Source organism: Nocardia sp. NPDC057227 (assembly GCF_042669725.1).
GTDB lineage: Bacteria > Actinomycetota > Actinomycetes > Mycobacteriales > Mycobacteriaceae > Nocardia > Nocardia asteroides_A.
The window spans coordinates 15363-29605 of the sequence record NZ_JBHUXA010000005.1; the positions used below are offsets into that span (position 1 = coordinate 15363).

Here is a 14243-nt window from a genome sequence, read left to right on the forward strand (position 1 = left end):
TAGCCAGCGCGCGGCGCGCGGTCTGGTTGGATCGGGGCCATGTCGGTGCTGAAGGTGCGCGTGGTTCTGCTGCTCGCGGTGTTGTTCGCCCTGCTTCCGGTCGCTCCGGCCGGCGCCGAGCCGCCGGAGCGGATCGGGCCGCACGTGCTGGATCGGGCGAATGCGCTCGACACCGCGGGCAGCGACCGGGTGAACGCCGCGGTCGACAACCTCTACGGCAACCACCAGGTGCGGCTCTGGGTGGTCTACGTGCGCGATTTCGACGGTATGGCGCCGCAGGGCTGGGCGGAGCGCACCGCGGCGCTCTCCGGCTTCGGCTCACGTGACCTGCTGCTCGCGGTCGCCACCGAGGATCGGGCGTACTGGTTCGCCGGGGAGCTGCCGTCCGGGCTCAGCGACGGCGAGCTGGACGGCGTCCTGGCCGAGCGGGTCGAGCCGGAGCTGCGCGCGGGGCGCTGGGCGGGCGCGGGGGTCGCGGCGGCCGACGGCATCGACGGGGCGCTGCGCGGCGGCGGGGTGAGCCCGGTGGGGCTGGTGATCGTGGTCGTGCTCGTGGTCGCGGCGGCCGCGGGGCTGGTCGTGTGGTCGCGGGTCCGGCGGAGCCGCAGGCGCGCGGCGGAATTGGCGGCGGCGCGCACCCTGGACCCGGACAATGTCGCCGCCATCGGCGCGCTCTCGCTGGAGACGCTGCACGCCCGCTCGCGGGAGGTGCTGGTCGAGCTGGACGATGCCATTCGCACCAGCGGCGAGGAGCTGGAGATCGCCACCGGCGAGTTCGGCGCCACCGCCACCACCCCGTTCCGCGCCGCGCTGGAGAGCGCGCGGCAGGCGGCGAGCCGCGCCTTCCAGATCAGGCAGCAGCTGGACGACGCCGTCCCGGAGACGCCCGACGAGCAGCGCACGCTACTGCTGGAGCTGCTCGGCACGGTCGGCGGGGCGGATCGCGAACTCGACGGACGGGTCGCGGAATTCGACGCCATGCGGGACCTGCTGCTGAACGGCGGCACCCGGCTGGACGCGCTCACCCGCGACCTGGTCGAGCTCACCGGAGCGGTGCCTGGCGCCGAGGCCGAGCTGGCCCGGCTCACCGGCACCTACCCGGCGAGCACGCTGATCTCGGTCCAGGGCAATGTGGCGGCCGCGCGGGAGCGGATCACGTTCGGGGAGCGGGCGATCGACGCCGGGCGGGCGGCGCTGGCGCAGCCGGTCGGGGAGCAGGGCGAGGCGGTGGCGGCGATCCGCGGCGCCGAGGCGGCGCTCGGGCAGGCGCGCACGCTGCTCGGGGCCATCGCGACGGCGGCCGCCGATATCGCCTCCGCGCGGGCCGGGCTGCCCGCCGCGCTCACCGAGCTGCGCGCCGATCTGGAGACCGCGGGCGGGCTCGCCGCGCACGGCGGGCCGCCGCTGGCGGCCGCGCGCACGGCCGCGCAGGCGGCGCTGGCCGGGGCCGAGGCCGCCGCGGAGAGCGACCCGCTCGGGGCCTTCCGCGAGGTGGTGCGCGCCGACGGGGAGCTGGATCGGGTGATCGCCGCCGCCACCGAGCACCGGCGGGCCGAGGAGGAACTGCGCGGGCGGTTGGAGCACGCGCTCACCGCCGCGCGCGGGCAGATCGCGGCCGCGGGCGATTTCGTCGGCACCCGGCGCGGCGCGGTGGACGCGCAGGCCCGGACCCGGCTCTCCGAGGCGCAGCGGCGGCTCGACGAGGCACAGCGGCTGGCCGCGGGCGACCCGGCCGCGGCGCTGGAGAACGCCCGCGCGGCGGCGGAACTCGGCAGTGCCGCGCTGCGGGCGGCGCAGGCCGATGTGCAGCGCTGGGAGGCGAGCCGGGCGCCGTCCGGCGGGAGCCAGGCGGGCGCGGTGCTCGGCGGCATCCTGGTGGAGGGTTTGCTGCGCGGTGCCGCGGGTGGTGGCGGCGGGTATCGGCCGCGCTCGTACGGCGGGTCGTCCGGGTCGCGGCGGATCGGCCGCGGCGGCCGGTTCTGAGCCGGGGGCGCGGCCGCGCCGTGGACCGGCGCGCCACCCGACCGGAGCCGGTCCGGGCCCAGATCGATCAGGCGCGCTCCGCGCGCACCGCCGCGCCGCGCGCTCAGGCGACCGGAACCCCCTCCACCAGCAGGTCCAGCTCCGCGCGGACCGCCGCCGCCATCCGCTCCGGATCACCACCGCCGAGCACCCCGACGCTCAACCGCCCGGCGTAGGTGTAGACCAGGAACGTCACCGCGGCGCTCGCCCCCGCCGACGGCCGGGGATGCGCGGAGAGGTAGACGATCTCGTAGTCGGTCAGGTGCAGCCCGGCGGGCACCGTGAAGGGCCGCACCGCACCGGTATTGGTGATCGCGACGTGCCCGGCCAGCGAATGCACCCGCCGATCGCCGTAGAAATCCGGGAAGTGCAGCACCGACTGCTGCACGATGCCCTCGGCGAGGTCGTGTCGCAGCGTGCTGCTCACCCGCTGCGCGAGCTCGACGGGGTCGTCCGCGCGGTCGATCCCGGCCGCGAGAAAACCGGTGAGCCCGGCCATATTGGTGCCGCCGACGGCGTCCACCCGGTGCCCGAGCCGGGTGCGCAGATCCACCGGGTAGACGCAGCCGACCGGCCCGCGCGCCGGTGCGAGTTCTGCGAAGGCGCGCAGCAGCGCGGCGGTCACCACACCGTTCATCGAGACCCCGTGCGCGCGGGCGAATCCGGTGAGCCGCGCGGTCGCCGCCGGGTCGAGGACGAGGCGGTAGGGCCGGGCCAGCGCCTGCGGCCCCGGCGCGTGCCCGGCGGGCGGCGGTGGCGGCGGCCCGGGTGCGATCACGGTCTCCAGCCCGGAGACGCCCGCCCGGCTCAGCCCGCTGCCGAGCACGTGCTGCTCCAGCGGCAGCGGTAGCGGATGCTCGCGCACGGTGGCCCGCCCGTACTCGGCCCGCTCGGTGTAGAGCTCCCACAGCCGGGCGAAGAGCGCGAGGCAGTGCCCCGCGTCGGCGACCGCGTGGTGCACGTACAGCGTCACCCGGGCCAGGCCGCGGTCGCGCACCACGTCCAGGTAGCCGAGCGCCCGATCCGGGTGCAGCGCGCGGCGCGGCAGCGGCACAGCGGCGGGGTCGCCGGTGGCGAGCCAGAGCCGGGGTGCGCGGCCGCGCGGCGCGAGCAGCAGGGCCGGGTCGGCGGCGATGCGGCAGCGCAGAATCGGATACGACGCCTGCAGGTCGGCGAAGGCTCTTCGGAGCACCCGGATATCGAGGGCGCCGGACACCGCGACGGAACGTCCCGTGAACGTTCCGTGCCGAACGAATCGCTCCTCCGACGGCGCCAGCTCGCGCACCACGTCGACCCTCTCCCGCAACACATCCGCAAGGGTGCGGCAACCGGGGGCCGGATGCAATCCGGATCGCCGGGTCACCGTGCGAATACTGCGAATCCCGGCAACCGCCCGGAAAACCCCCCTCGCGCCCCAGCATCCGTCCAGCAACCAATCCGCAGCGGCTACGGGAACGAACCCGTGGCACATCCCCGAGCGGCGAAGGAGAAGACCCGTGGCGCGTCCGGTCGTGGCAAGCCGAGCCGAGTGGCTCGCGGCCCGCGTAGAGCTGCTCGCCGAGGAGAAGGCCGTCACGCGGGCCGTGGACGCGCTCGCCGCGCGCAGGCGGGCGCTGCCCATGGTCCCGGTGGCGAAGGACTACGTCTTCGAGGGGCCGGACGGCCGGGTGCGGCTGGCCGAGCTCTTCGCCGGCCGCAGGCAGCTGATCGTCTACCACCTGATGTGGGAGTGGGACCGGGACGAGGGCTGCCCCGGCTGCGCGTCGCTGCTGGACAGCGTCGGCGGGCCGGCCCGATTATCCGAGCACGACACGGCGTTCGCGGCGGTCAGCCGCGGCCCGTGGGAGCGGCTGGCGGGCTACCACGCCAGGCACGGCTGGAGCTTCCCGACGGTGTCGTCGTTCGGCAGCGACTTCAACTACGACTTCCACGCCTCGCTGGACGCCGATATCGCGCCGGTCCGCTACAACTACCGCTCCGCCAAGGAGCACGCGCTCGCCGGGCGGCCGCTCGCCGACGAGCAGCCAGGCGTCAGCGTCTTCTGGCGCGACGACGACGATGCCGTCTTCCACACCTACTCGGCCTACGCGCGCGGCATCGACCCGCTGAACGGCGCGCGGGCCCTGCTCGACCTCACGCCGCTCGGCGGGCCGCGCTGATCAGGCGCCGATCAGGTGCTGGGCCAGGTACCCCTCGACCTTGTCCAGCGCGATCCGCTCCTGCGCCATGGAATCCCGCTCGCGCACCGTGACGGCCTGGTCCTCCAGGGTGTCGAAGTCGACGGTGATGCAGAACGGGGTGCCGATCTCGTCCTGGCGCCGGTAGCGGCGGCCGATGGCGCCCGCGTCGTCGAAGTCGACGTTCCAGTTCCGGCGCAGCTGCGCGGCGAGATCCTTGGCCTTGGGGGTGAGATCGGCGTTGCGGGACAGCGGCAGCACCGCGGCCTTGACCGGCGACAGCCGGCGGTCCAGCCGGAGCACGGTCCGAACGTCGACCCCGCCCTTGGCGTTCGGCGCCTCGTCCTCGGCGTAGGCGTCGACCAGGAAGGCCATCAGCGAGCGGGTGAGCCCGGCCGCGGGCTCGATCACGTACGGGATGTAGCGCTCGCCCGCGGCCTGGTCGAAGTAGCTCAGGTCGGCGCCGGAGTGCTCGGCGTGCGTGCGCAGGTCGTAGTCGGTGCGGTTGGCCAGCCCCTCCAGCTCGCCCCACTCGCTGCCCTGGAAGCGGAAGCGGTACTCGATATCGACCGTGCGGGTCGAGTAGTGCGAGAGCTTCTCCTTGGGGTGCTCGAAGAGCCGCAGGTTCTCCGGGTCGATGCCGAGGTCGGTGTACCAGGCCAGCCGGATGTCGATCCAGTACTGGTGCCACTTCTCGTCTTCGCCCGGCTTGACGAAGAACTCCATCTCCATCTGCTCGAACTCGCGGGTGCGGAAGATGAAGTTGCCCGGACTGATCTCGTTGCGGAAGCTCTTGCCGATCTGCGCGATGCCGAACGGCGGCTTCTTGCGCGCGGTGGTCTCGACGTTCTTGTAGTTGACGAAGATGCCCTGCGCGGTCTCCGGGCGCAGGTAGTGCAGCCCCTCCGCGTCGTCGACCGGGCCGAGGAAGGTCTTGAGCAGGCCGGAGAAGTTGCGCGGCTCGGTCCACTGACCCGGGTCGCCGGTCTCCGGGTCGCGGATGTCGGCGAGGCCGTTGGCGGGCGGGTGGCCGTGCTTCTCCTCGTACGCCTCCAGCAGGTGGTCGGCGCGGTACCGCTTGTGCGTGATCAACGACTCGACCAGCGGGTCGCTGAAGGTCTCGACGTGGCCGGAGGCCTCCCAGACCTGGCGCGGCAGGATCACCGAGGAGTCGAGCCCGACGACGTCGTCGCGGCTGGTGACCATCGAGCGCCACCACTGGCGCTTGATGTTCTCCTTCAGCTCGACGCCGAGCGGGCCGTAATCCCAGGCCGACTTGGTGCCGCCGTAGATCTCACCGCACGGGTACACCAGACCCCGGCGCTTGGCGAGGTTGGCAACGGTGTCCACCTTCGACTTGGGTGCCACGCGAGAATTCTCCGTTCGTAAGAATCGGGCCGGATGCTCTGGCTTTCAGCCTAAACGCCCGGGTATTCCCCGCTGTCACCAGCACAGCCATGAAGCGTGTCCGTTTGACATGCGCAATTATGCATATCAAAATGGGATCGCTTTCCGATAAGGAGATGGTCCCGATGACAGCCGCCGTGCCGCACAACCCCTATCGTTCCCCCGCCCCGGCGCCGGTGCCGAGCCGGGCCGTCCTGGAGGACGCCGGTGAACTGCTGCGCGCACTCGCCGCCCCCGTTCGCATCGCGATCGTGTTGCAATTGCGGGAGTCGCCGCGCTGCGTGCACGAACTGGTCGACGCGCTCGGGGTGACCCAGCCGCTGGTGAGCCAGCACCTGCGGATTCTCAAGGCGGCGGGGGTGGTGCACGGCGAGCGGTCGGGCCGGGAGGTGCTCTACGAGCTGGTCGACGACCACCTGGCGCACATCGTCGTCGACGCCGTCGCCCATGCCGAGGAAGGATGACCGTGGCCGACAAGTCCACCGCCGCGAAGGCGGTCGGGGTGCGCAGCACGCGCCAGCGCAACGCCATCGCGGCGCTGCTCCGCGACATCGAGGAGTTCCGCTCCGCCCAGGAGCTGCACGACGAACTGCGCAAGCGCGGCGAGGGCATCGGGCTCACCACCGTCTACCGCACCCTGCAGTCGCTCTGCGACGCGGGCATGGTCGACGTGCTGCGCACCGACACCGGCGAATCCGTCTACCGGCAGTGCTCCACCGGGCACCATCACCACCTGGTCTGCCGCAGCTGCGGCCGGACCGTCGAGGTGGCGGGCCCCGCCGTCGAGGCGTGGGCCGACGCCACCGCGGCCGAGCACGGCTTCACCGAGGTCAGCCACACCCTGGAGATCTTCGGCACCTGCGACGGCTGCCTGCGCGCACGCTGAGCGGGGTCCGGCACCCGGCAGCGGGCCGAGGCTGCGCGCTTGCACTGAGCAAGCCCGCCGGCGGACGGTGGACACGCCGTCCGACCCGGCCCCGTACCTGCGAAGCGGGCCGGGCTCCGTAGAACCCGACCCGCTCGCGACCCGGCCGATCAGGCAGGCTGCAGAACAGCGCGCTCCGGCTCCGGCTCGACCTTCCGCTCCCTGACCACCCCGACCCCGAGCAGCGCCAGCGCGGCGCCCGCCCAGACCAGCAGCACCAGCAGCGGCCCACCGGCCCCGGCCCCGTCGAAGAAGGCGACCGAGCGGAGCAGCGAGACCGCGGCGCCCGGCGGCAGCGCCTGGCCGATCGCGCTCCACGGCTGCGGCAGCAGCTCCGGCGCCGAGGCCGCCGCGGAGAACGGGTTGCCGACCAGCAGCATGGTGAGCGCGGCGATGCCGATCCCGGCCCGGCCGATCGCGGTCGCCAGCCCGGCCACCGCCCCCGCCACCGCGAACGAGACCAGCCCCGCGACCGCCGCCAGCTCCGCGTACGCCCCCGGCAGGACGGACAGCCAGCCCTGGGCGATCGCCATGCTCAGCAGCCCGCCTGCCACCGCGAAGGTGAACACCCCGGCGATCCGCGCCGACGCCGCCGGAACCAGCAGGCTGAGCAGCACCCCCGCCGCGATCCCCGACATCACCAGCGGCAGCACCATGGCGCCGAAGCCCGCGCCGCGCGGGTCGTCCGGATCGGCGGGGACCACGTCCTCCACCGCCGTGGCCGCGGGCGCACCGGAGAGCTGCTGCGCGAGCTGGGTGAGCTGCTGCGCCACCAGCGGGCTCGCCCCGGAGGCCACCAGCACCCGCGGCGGCTGCGCGCCGGTGAGGATCGCCCCGTAGACCTCGCGCTCGGTGAGCGCGGTGCGCGCCGCGGCCTCGTCGGCGACGGTGCGCGGCTCGATGGCGCCGGGGCTGCGCTGCGCCAGCCGCTCCGCCACCTGCGCCGCGCCCGGACCGGCGACGGCGACCGGCAGATCGCGCGGGGCCGTGTGCACGGCGGGCCAGGCGAAGGCGATCAGCATCAGCGCCTGGAGCAGGGCAGCTCCGATACCGACGGCCACCGCACGCTGCGGGATGTTCATGACGGCTCCCCATAAATCGAATGTTCGTTCTTTTAGGTGTCCCCACGGTCGCACCCGACCCCGCGAGTTGTCAAGAACGAACATTCGTTTTACTTTGGAACCATGCCGAGAGTCACCGAGGAACACCTGGAACGCCGCAGGCAGCAGATCGTCGACGCGGCGCAGCGCTGCTTCGCGCGCAAGGGCTTCCACCAGTCCTCGATGCAGGACGTCTTCGCCGAGTCCGGGCTCTCCGCGGGTGCGGTATACCGCTACTTCAAGAGCAAGGACGAGCTCGTCGCGGCGCTGGCCTCGAACGCGGGCACCGACATCAGGGCCGTGCTGATCGAGGCCGTGCGGCGCGATCCGCTGCCGACGCCCGCCGCGGTGGTCGGCGCGGTGACCGCGTGGATGTCGGAGAACACCGGCTTGGAGGGGCGGCTGCGGCTGGCGCCGCAGGCCTGGGCGCTGGCGCTCACCGACCCGGAGGCGGCCGGCTACGTCGAGCTCGCCATGACCGGGATCCGCGGCATGTGGCGGGAGTACGCGCAGCGCATGGTTGCCGAGGGCTGGCTGCCCGCCGACACCGACCTGGACGCGGTGGCGGCGGTCCTGTTCGGGCTGCTCCCCGGCTTCCTGCTGCAGTTCCTGATCGTCGGCGACCTGGAGCCGGGCGCGCTGGAGCGCGGCGTGCGCACCCTGCTCCCCTACGGCCCGGCCTGAGTCAGGCCGGGACGAGCAGCCCCTGGCGGGCCTTGCCCGCGCCGGAGAGCACCAGCAGCAGCATGGTGCCGAGCGCGCCGTCGTTCAGTCCGACCGCGGGGAAGGTGTAGCGCAGCACGACGTCGGCGAGCTTCTCCCTGGTGACCACCACGATCGAGCCGAACTGCAGCGTGGCGTTGCGCTCCGCGACCCGCTTGTGCAGCTGCGGCTTGAGCGGGCGGTCCCAGGCGAGCACGCAGGTCAGGGTGAGCACGTCCAGCCCGGGGGCGAGGGTGACGGCGTCCAGCGAGCAGAGCGCGCCCTCGTAGTCGAAGCGCAGCGAGCCGTCGTTGTCCACCCGCACGTCGACGTCGTAGATCGAGAGCACCGCGCCCGCCGACGCCTTGAGCTCCATCGCGGGGTCGAGTGTTCCGCTCACTTGGCGGCCCCGAAGCGCCGGTCGCGGCGGGCGTAGGCCAGGCAGGCCTCCCACAGGTTGCGCCGGTCGAAGTCGGGGAACAGCGTCTCCTGGAAGACGAATTCGGCGTACGCGGACTGCCAGAGCAGGAAGTTCGAGGTGCGGAACTCGCCGGAGGGGCGGAGGAAGAGGTCGACGTCGGGCATGTCCGGCTCGTCCAGGAAGCGCGCCACCGTCGACTCGTCGACCTTCTCCGGGTCGATCTCGCCCGCGGCCACCCGGCGCGCGATCTCCCGTGCGGCGTCGGCGATCTCGGCGCGGCCGCCGTAGTTGACGCACATGGTCAGCGTCATCACGGTGTTGTCCCTGGTGAGCTCCTCGGCGACCTCGAGCTCCTTGATCACGCTGCGCCACAGCCGCGGTCGCCGCCCGGCCCAGCGCACCCGGACGCCGAGCTCGTGCATCTCGTCCCTGCGGCGGCGGATGACGTCCCGGTTGAAGCCCATCAGGAAGCGCACCTCGTCCGGGCTGCGCCGCCAGTTCTCGGTGGAGAAGGCGTAGGCGCTGAGCCACTTGACGCCGATCTCGATGCAGCCCTCGACGGTGTCCATGAGCACCGCCTCGCCGCGCTCGTGCCCCGCCGTGCGGGCCAGCCCGCGCTCCTGCGCCCAGCGGCCGTTGCCGTCCATCACCAGCGCGACGTGCGCGGGCACCAGCTCGCGCGGCAGCTCCGGCGGGCGGGCGCCGGACGGGTGCGGCGACGGCGGGCGGACGGTGCGCGGGCCGTCGGACAGTGCGCTGCCCGTTCCGGACCCGGAGGAGTCGCGACGGAGGATCACGGCCCCCATCCTGCCCGATGCCCGCGCGCCGGCACAGCGGCCTCCCGATGGACGAGCGCGGTCAGGGGGCCGAGGGCGTGCGCTCGAGCAGCGGCAGGGTGCGCAGCCGACGTTCGAGGTGCCACTGCAGGTGCGCGGCGACCAGCCCGCTGGCCCTGGTACGCACCGGAACGGGCACCGCCTCGACCTTCTCCCACTCCCCGCGCAGCAGCGCGACCAGCAGCTCCAGCGCCCCCTCCGGCGGGTTGGACGCCCCCGGCGGGCGGCAGTGCACGCACACCGCGCCGCCTGCGGCGACGTGGAAGGCACGGTGCGGGCCCGGGGTGGCGCACTTGGCGCACTCGTCCAGCGCGGGCGCCCAGCCCGCGAACCCCATCGCGCGCAGCAGGAAGGCGTCCAGGATCAGCTCGTGCGGCCGCTGCCCGGCGGCGATGGCGCGCAGCGCGCTCGCGGTGAGCGCGTGCAGCTTGGGCGCGGGGGCGCGCTCCTCGCCCGCCAGCCGCTCCGCGGTCTCCAGCACCGCGCAGGCGGTGGTGTAGCGGCCGTAGTCGGCGACGATGTCGGCGGCGAACGCCTCGACGGTGTGCACCTGGGTGACGGTGTCGAAGGTGCGCCCCGGGTACAGCTGCACGTCGACGTAGGCGAACGGCTCCAGCCGCGCCCCGAACCGCGAGCCGGTGCGCCGCACCCCCTTGGCCACCGCACGGACCAGGCCGTTGCGCCGGGTCAGCAGCGTGATGATGCGGTCGGCCTCGCCCAGCTTGTGCTGGCGAACCACCACCGCCTCATCCCTATACGAACGCACCGGCCCATCCTCGCACGAACCGGGGACAGCTCAGCGAACCGGCGGCACACCCATCGTCGCGGTGACCGCGACCACCTGGATCTGCTCCAGCGTCTGCCCGAGCGCCGCCAGCCGGGCGACGACGCCGAGCCGGTGCTCCGGCGAGCCGGGGCGGACCAGCACCGGCGGCCCGGCATTGCGCGGCCGGACGAAGGCGCCGTGTTCGCTCACGTACCGCATCGGCACGCCGTCGCGCACCGCGCGGTAGGCGTCCAGATCGAGGTCGGCGTGGCGCACCGGGTCGATGTGCAGCTCGGCGAGCTGCCGCTCGGCCTGGTCCAGCCGCAGCGCGCGATCCTCCGGATCCAGGTAGCGCACCCACTGCCCGATCCGGAGGCGGTAGGCGTCCACCGCGTCCCGGAGCAGCTCGCGGTGCCGCTCGGCGACCGCGGCCAGCTCGGGCACCTCTCCGGCCAGCCGGTCGAACGCCGGGTGCCCGGTGTACAGATCGGTCATCTTCGCCCCCAAACCTCGGTCGCGAATAGTGCTGCGCCACAACCTGATCGGGATCTCGCAGAGCACCATTGTGCCCTATGTGGGCGGGGAGCGGAACGGATCGGGCGGTGCGGGGGCGGTGCCGGGGCGGAAAACGGCCCCCCGGTCAGAATCCGAGGCGGCGCAGCTGCTTCGGATCGCGCTGCCAGTCCTTGGCGACCTTGACGTGCAGGTCCAGGTAGATCCGGGTGCCGAGGATGAGTTCGATCTGCTTGCGGGCGCTGGTCCCGACCTGCTTGAGCCGGGAACCCCCCTTGCCGATGATGATGGCCTTCTGGCTCGGCCGCTCGACGTAGAGCAGGGCGTGCACGTCGAGCAGGTCGTCCCGGTCCTCGCGCGGCACGACCTCCTCGATGACCACGGCCAGCGAGTGCGGCAGCTCCTCCCGGACGCCCTCCAGCGCGGCCTCCCGGATGAGCTCGGCCATCAGGGTCTCCTCCGGCTCGTCGGTGAGCGCGCCGTCCGGGTAGAAGGCGGGGCCCTCCGGCATCAGCGAGGCGATCACGTCGACCAGCACCTCGACCTGCTCGCCGCGCACCGCGGAGACCGGGACCAGCTCGGCGTCGGGGCCGAGCAGCTTCGAGACGGCGAGCAGCTGCGCGGCCACCTCGTCGCGGCTCACCTTGTCGATCTTGGTGACCACGCCGATGACCGTGGTCTTCGGCGCCATCTGCCGGATCTGCTGCACGATCCAGCGGTCGCCCGGCCCGATCTTCTCGTCCGCCGGGATGCACAGCGCGATCACGTCGACCTCGGAGTAGGTGTCGCGCACGAGGTCGTTGAGGCGCGCGCCGAGCAGCGTGCGCGGGCGGTGCAGCCCGGGGGTGTCGACCAGGATGAGCTGCGCGTGCTCGCGGTGCACGATGCCGCGGATGGTGTGCCGGGTGGTCTGCGGGCGGGACGAGGTGATCGCGATCTTCTGCCCGACGAGCGCGTTCGTCAACGTCGACTTCCCGGTGTTCGGGCGGCCGATGAAACAGACGAAGCCGGAGTGGAATTCAGCCACCGGACACCTCGGCCGCGGCGTCGTCGACGATGTCGAAGACCGAGCCGGAGCGGTCGGCGAAGACGATCCGCGCGCTCGCCGAGACCTCCCGGACCGCGGGCACCCCGGCATCCTTGAACTGGCCGCCGACCACGACGGCGGCCTCGAAGCCTTCGGCGCCGCTGGAGATCGCGGCCGCGATGGCGGCCTGCAGCGCGGTCAGCCGCAGCTCCTGCAGCCCCACCTCGCCCGCGGCGTAGGTGCGGCCGTCGGTGTCCCTGACGGCGGCGCCTGCCGCGCCCCCGGTCCGGCCCATCGCCCCGCGCGCGAGCGTGAGCAGTTTGGTGTCCTCGGCATCGAGCTCGGTCATTCGGATCCCTCCTGGTCGCGGTCGGCCGTCGTCGTGCGGCTCGATCCGTTCTGCGCTGCCTCCGCCGCCGCGGACTCGCCGCGGTCCTTCCGGCGGCCACCCTTGTCGGCGCCCCGATCCTTGCGCCCGCGCTCGCCCTCGCGCGGGGTCTCGCCGCGCTCGTCGTCGCCAGCGGCCTTGTCCCGGCGCACCACCACGGTCTGCACCCGCATCCGGCCGCGGGCGTCCGGGCCCCCCTCGCCGCGCAGCACCAGCCCGTGCGCGGTCACCTTCGAGCCGGGCAGCGGCACCCGGCCCAGCTCGTGCGCGAGCAGCCCGCCGACCGTGTCGACCTCCTCGTCGGCGATCTGCACGCCGAACAGCTCGGCCAGATCCTGCACCGGCAGCCGCGCCGAGACCCGGTAGCGGCCGTCGCCGAGGTCCTCGATCGGCGGCGTCTCGCCGATGTCGTACTCGTCGGCGATCTCGCCGACGATCTCCTCGAGCACGTCCTCGATGGTGACCAGCCCGGCGATGCCGCCGTACTCGTCCACCAGCAGCGCCATGTGGTTGCGCCTGCGCTGCATCTCGTCGAGCAGGCTGTCCAGGGGCTTGGAGTCCGGCATGAAGACGGCGGGGCGCATCACCTCGCCGACCCGCACCTTACGGCTGCGCTCGGCGTAGGGCACCAGGTCCTTGAGGTAGACGACGCCGAGGATGTCGTCCACGTTCTCGCCGATCACCGGCATCCGGGAGTGCCCGCTGCGCACCGCGAGCGACATGGCCTGGGCGGCGGTCTTGTCCGCCTCGATCCAGATCATCTCGGTGCGCGGCACCATGACCGCGCGGGCCGCGGTGTCGCCCAGCTCGAAGACCGACTGGATCATCCGGCGCTCCTCGTCGGCGACCACGCCGCGCTCACCGGCCATCTCGACCACCTCGCGCAGCTCGATCTCGGAGGCGAACGGGCCGTTCCGGAAGCCACGGCCAGGGGTGATCGCGTTGCCGATCAGGATGAGCAGCCTGCTCACCGGGCCGAGCAGCACGCCGATCAGCTGCAGCGGCAGCGCCGCGGCCAGCGCGATGGAGTAGGCGTGCTGGCGGCCGAGGGTGCGCGGCCCGACGCCGATCACCACGTAGTCGACCAGCACCATCACCACCGCGGTGCCGAGCAGCGCCCAGCCGTCCGCCCAGACGTCCAGCAGCGCGGCCGCGAGCAGCACCGTCGCGGTGATCTCGCAGAGCACCCGGAGCAGCACCATGAGGTTCACGTAGCGCGGACGGTCGTCCATGATCCGGAGCAGCCGGGCGGCCCCGGCGCGCTCGGCGCGGACCATGTCGTCCAGCCGCGCCCTGGAGACGGTGTTGAGCGCGGCGTCCAGCCCGGCGAAGAGCCCGCCCGCGGGCACGAGCAGCACCGCGAGCACGATCAGCGTCGCGGAGCTCACGTCTGCCCCGGTGTCTCGCCCGGTGTGGTGAAGCCGGTCTTGCCGAGCAGCCTGGTGTCCCGTTCGGCCAGCTCGGCGCGGTACCGCGCCTCGCGCAGGCTCTCGTACCACTCCTCGAGCAGCCGGGCCTGCAGGGCGAACATCTCTTTCTCCTCGTCCGGCTCGGCGTGGTCGTAGCCGAGCAGGTGCAGCACGCCGTGCACGGTGAGCAGCGCCAGCTCGTGCTGCAGCGAGTGCCCGGCCTTGCTGGCCTGCCCGGCGGCGAACTCCGGGCAGAGCACGATGTCGCCGAGCATGGACGGGCCGGGCTCCGGGCTGTCCGGGCGCCCGCCCGGCTCCAGCTCGTCCATCGGGAAGGACATCACGTCGGTGGGGCCGGGCAGGTCCATCCAGCGCACGTGCAGATCCGCCATGGTGTCCAGATCCACGAGCACCATCGACAACTCGGCGGCCGGGTGGACGTCCATGCGCGCGATGGCGAAGCGCGCGACGCCCACCAGATCCTCTTCGGGGACGTCGAACCCCGACTCGTTGGCGATCTCGATGCTCACCTGCACAGGGTAGGCAATCG

At 73.2% G+C, this 14243-nt stretch carries 16 protein-coding genes; 5 read left to right on the forward strand and 11 right to left on the reverse strand.

Annotated elements, in window-relative coordinates; all coding sequences use genetic code 11:
• Positions 1-39: 39 nt before the first annotated feature.
• The gene (locus tag ACFUJ1_RS09660; RefSeq protein WP_378644353.1) at positions 40-1983 is read left to right on the forward strand and encodes a TPM domain-containing protein; all 1944 of its coding nucleotides are present in this window, start codon (positions 40-42) and stop codon (positions 1981-1983) included.
• A 103-nt stretch (positions 1984-2086) separates the two neighbouring features.
• Here ACFUJ1_RS09660 and ACFUJ1_RS09665 read toward each other — a convergent pair whose 3' ends face one another.
• Positions 2087-3331, reverse strand: a complete 1245-nt coding sequence (locus tag ACFUJ1_RS09665) for an acyltransferase (protein ID WP_378644355.1) — start codon at positions 3329-3331, stop codon at positions 2087-2089.
• Positions 3332-3518: 187 nt separating this feature from the next.
• Between ACFUJ1_RS09665 and ACFUJ1_RS09670 the strand changes: the two genes are divergently transcribed.
• Positions 3519-4181 (forward strand): DUF899 domain-containing protein, encoded by a 663-nt coding sequence (locus ACFUJ1_RS09670; protein ID WP_378644356.1) that lies wholly within the window; start codon positions 3519-3521, stop codon positions 4179-4181.
• On the opposite strand, the gene ACFUJ1_RS09675 is transcribed toward ACFUJ1_RS09670, so the two are convergent.
• Complete coding sequence (locus ACFUJ1_RS09675) at positions 4182-5567, reverse strand: glycine--tRNA ligase (protein WP_378644358.1); 1386 nt, start codon at positions 5565-5567, stop codon at positions 4182-4184.
• Between the two features lie 155 nt (positions 5568-5722).
• On the opposite strand from ACFUJ1_RS09675, the gene ACFUJ1_RS09680 reads away from it, so the two are divergent.
• Both ACFUJ1_RS09680 and ACFUJ1_RS09685 read left to right on the forward strand, forming a co-directional pair.
• Complete coding sequence (locus tag ACFUJ1_RS09680) at positions 5723-6070, forward strand: helix-turn-helix transcriptional regulator (protein WP_233016586.1); 348 nt, start codon at positions 5723-5725, stop codon at positions 6068-6070.
• Entirely contained in the window at positions 6067-6492 is a 426-nt protein-coding gene (locus tag ACFUJ1_RS09685; protein ID WP_378644360.1) for a Fur family transcriptional regulator, read from the forward strand. The genes ACFUJ1_RS09680 and ACFUJ1_RS09685 overlap by 4 nt, the downstream gene beginning before the upstream one ends.
• Positions 6493-6641: 149 nt before the next feature.
• Here ACFUJ1_RS09685 and ACFUJ1_RS09690 read toward each other — a convergent pair whose 3' ends face one another.
• A complete protein-coding gene (locus tag ACFUJ1_RS09690) occupies positions 6642-7613 on the reverse strand; it encodes a hypothetical protein (RefSeq protein WP_378644362.1) in 972 nt (323 codons plus the stop codon).
• 102 nt (positions 7614-7715) lie between these two features.
• Between ACFUJ1_RS09690 and ACFUJ1_RS09695 the strand changes: the two genes are divergently transcribed.
• Positions 7716-8315 carry a TetR/AcrR family transcriptional regulator gene (locus tag ACFUJ1_RS09695; RefSeq protein ID WP_378644364.1) on the forward strand — a complete coding sequence of 200 codons (600 nt, stop codon included), beginning with the start codon at positions 7716-7718 and terminating at the stop codon, positions 8313-8315.
• A gap of 1 nt (position 8316) precedes the next feature.
• Here ACFUJ1_RS09695 and ACFUJ1_RS09700 read toward each other — a convergent pair whose 3' ends face one another.
• From ACFUJ1_RS09700 to ybeY, 8 genes are all read right to left on the reverse strand, one after another.
• Complete coding sequence (locus tag ACFUJ1_RS09700; RefSeq protein WP_233021192.1) at positions 8317-8709, reverse strand: hypothetical protein; 393 nt, start codon at positions 8707-8709, stop codon at positions 8317-8319.
• Positions 8710-8729: 20 nt separating this feature from the next.
• Complete coding sequence (locus ACFUJ1_RS09705; RefSeq protein WP_378644366.1) at positions 8730-9560, reverse strand: isoprenyl transferase; 831 nt, start codon at positions 9558-9560, stop codon at positions 8730-8732.
• A 52-nt stretch (positions 9561-9612) separates the two neighbouring features.
• Positions 9613-10356, reverse strand: a complete 744-nt coding sequence (gene recO, locus ACFUJ1_RS09710) for a DNA repair protein RecO (protein WP_378644368.1) — start codon at positions 10354-10356, stop codon at positions 9613-9615.
• Between the two features lie 30 nt (positions 10357-10386).
• Positions 10387-10851, reverse strand: a complete 465-nt coding sequence (locus ACFUJ1_RS09715) for a hypothetical protein (RefSeq protein WP_378644370.1) — start codon at positions 10849-10851, stop codon at positions 10387-10389.
• 145 nt (positions 10852-10996) lie between these two features.
• Positions 10997-11896, reverse strand: a complete 900-nt coding sequence (gene era, locus ACFUJ1_RS09720) for a GTPase Era (protein ID WP_378644372.1) — start codon at positions 11894-11896, stop codon at positions 10997-10999.
• The gene (locus ACFUJ1_RS09725) at positions 11889-12245 is read right to left on the reverse strand and encodes a cytidine deaminase (protein ID WP_378644374.1); all 357 of its coding nucleotides are present in this window, start codon (positions 12243-12245) and stop codon (positions 11889-11891) included. Before ACFUJ1_RS09725 ends, era begins: the two co-directional genes overlap by 8 nt.
• Complete coding sequence (locus tag ACFUJ1_RS09730) at positions 12242-13672, reverse strand: hemolysin family protein (RefSeq protein WP_378644375.1); 1431 nt, start codon at positions 13670-13672, stop codon at positions 12242-12244. Before ACFUJ1_RS09730 ends, ACFUJ1_RS09725 begins: the two co-directional genes overlap by 4 nt.
• Positions 13669-14223 (reverse strand): rRNA maturation RNase YbeY, encoded by a 555-nt coding sequence (gene ybeY / locus ACFUJ1_RS09735; protein WP_378644377.1) that lies wholly within the window; start codon positions 14221-14223, stop codon positions 13669-13671. The genes ACFUJ1_RS09730 and ybeY overlap by 4 nt, the downstream gene beginning before the upstream one ends.
• Between the last annotated feature and the right edge of the window lie 20 nt (positions 14224-14243).

Bases quoted from the DNA above. Each gene is read 5' to 3' on its own strand.
- ACFUJ1_RS09660 (WP_378644353.1), top strand. From the start codon at position 40: ATGTCGGTGCTGAAGGTGCGCGTGGTTCTGCTGCTCGCGGTGTTGTTC.
- ACFUJ1_RS09680 (WP_233016586.1), top strand. From the start codon at position 5,723: ATGGTCCCGATGACAGCCGCCGTGCCGCACAACCCCTATCGTTCCCCC.
- ACFUJ1_RS09685 (WP_378644360.1), top strand. From the start codon at position 6,067: ATGACCGTGGCCGACAAGTCCACCGCCGCGAAGGCGGTCGGGGTGCGC.
- ACFUJ1_RS09690 (WP_378644362.1), bottom strand. From the start codon at position 7,613: ATGAACATCCCGCAGCGTGCGGTGGCCGTCGGTATCGGAGCTGCCCTG.
- ACFUJ1_RS09695 (WP_378644364.1), top strand. From the start codon at position 7,716: ATGCCGAGAGTCACCGAGGAACACCTGGAACGCCGCAGGCAGCAGATC.
- ACFUJ1_RS09700 (WP_233021192.1), bottom strand. From the start codon at position 8,709: ATGGAGCTCAAGGCGTCGGCGGGCGCGGTGCTCTCGATCTACGACGTC.
- ACFUJ1_RS09705 (WP_378644366.1), bottom strand. From the start codon at position 9,560: ATGGGGGCCGTGATCCTCCGTCGCGACTCCTCCGGGTCCGGAACGGGC.
- ACFUJ1_RS09715 (WP_378644370.1), bottom strand. From the start codon at position 10,851: ATGACCGATCTGTACACCGGGCACCCGGCGTTCGACCGGCTGGCCGGA.
- ACFUJ1_RS09725 (WP_378644374.1), bottom strand. From the start codon at position 12,245: ATGACCGAGCTCGATGCCGAGGACACCAAACTGCTCACGCTCGCGCGC.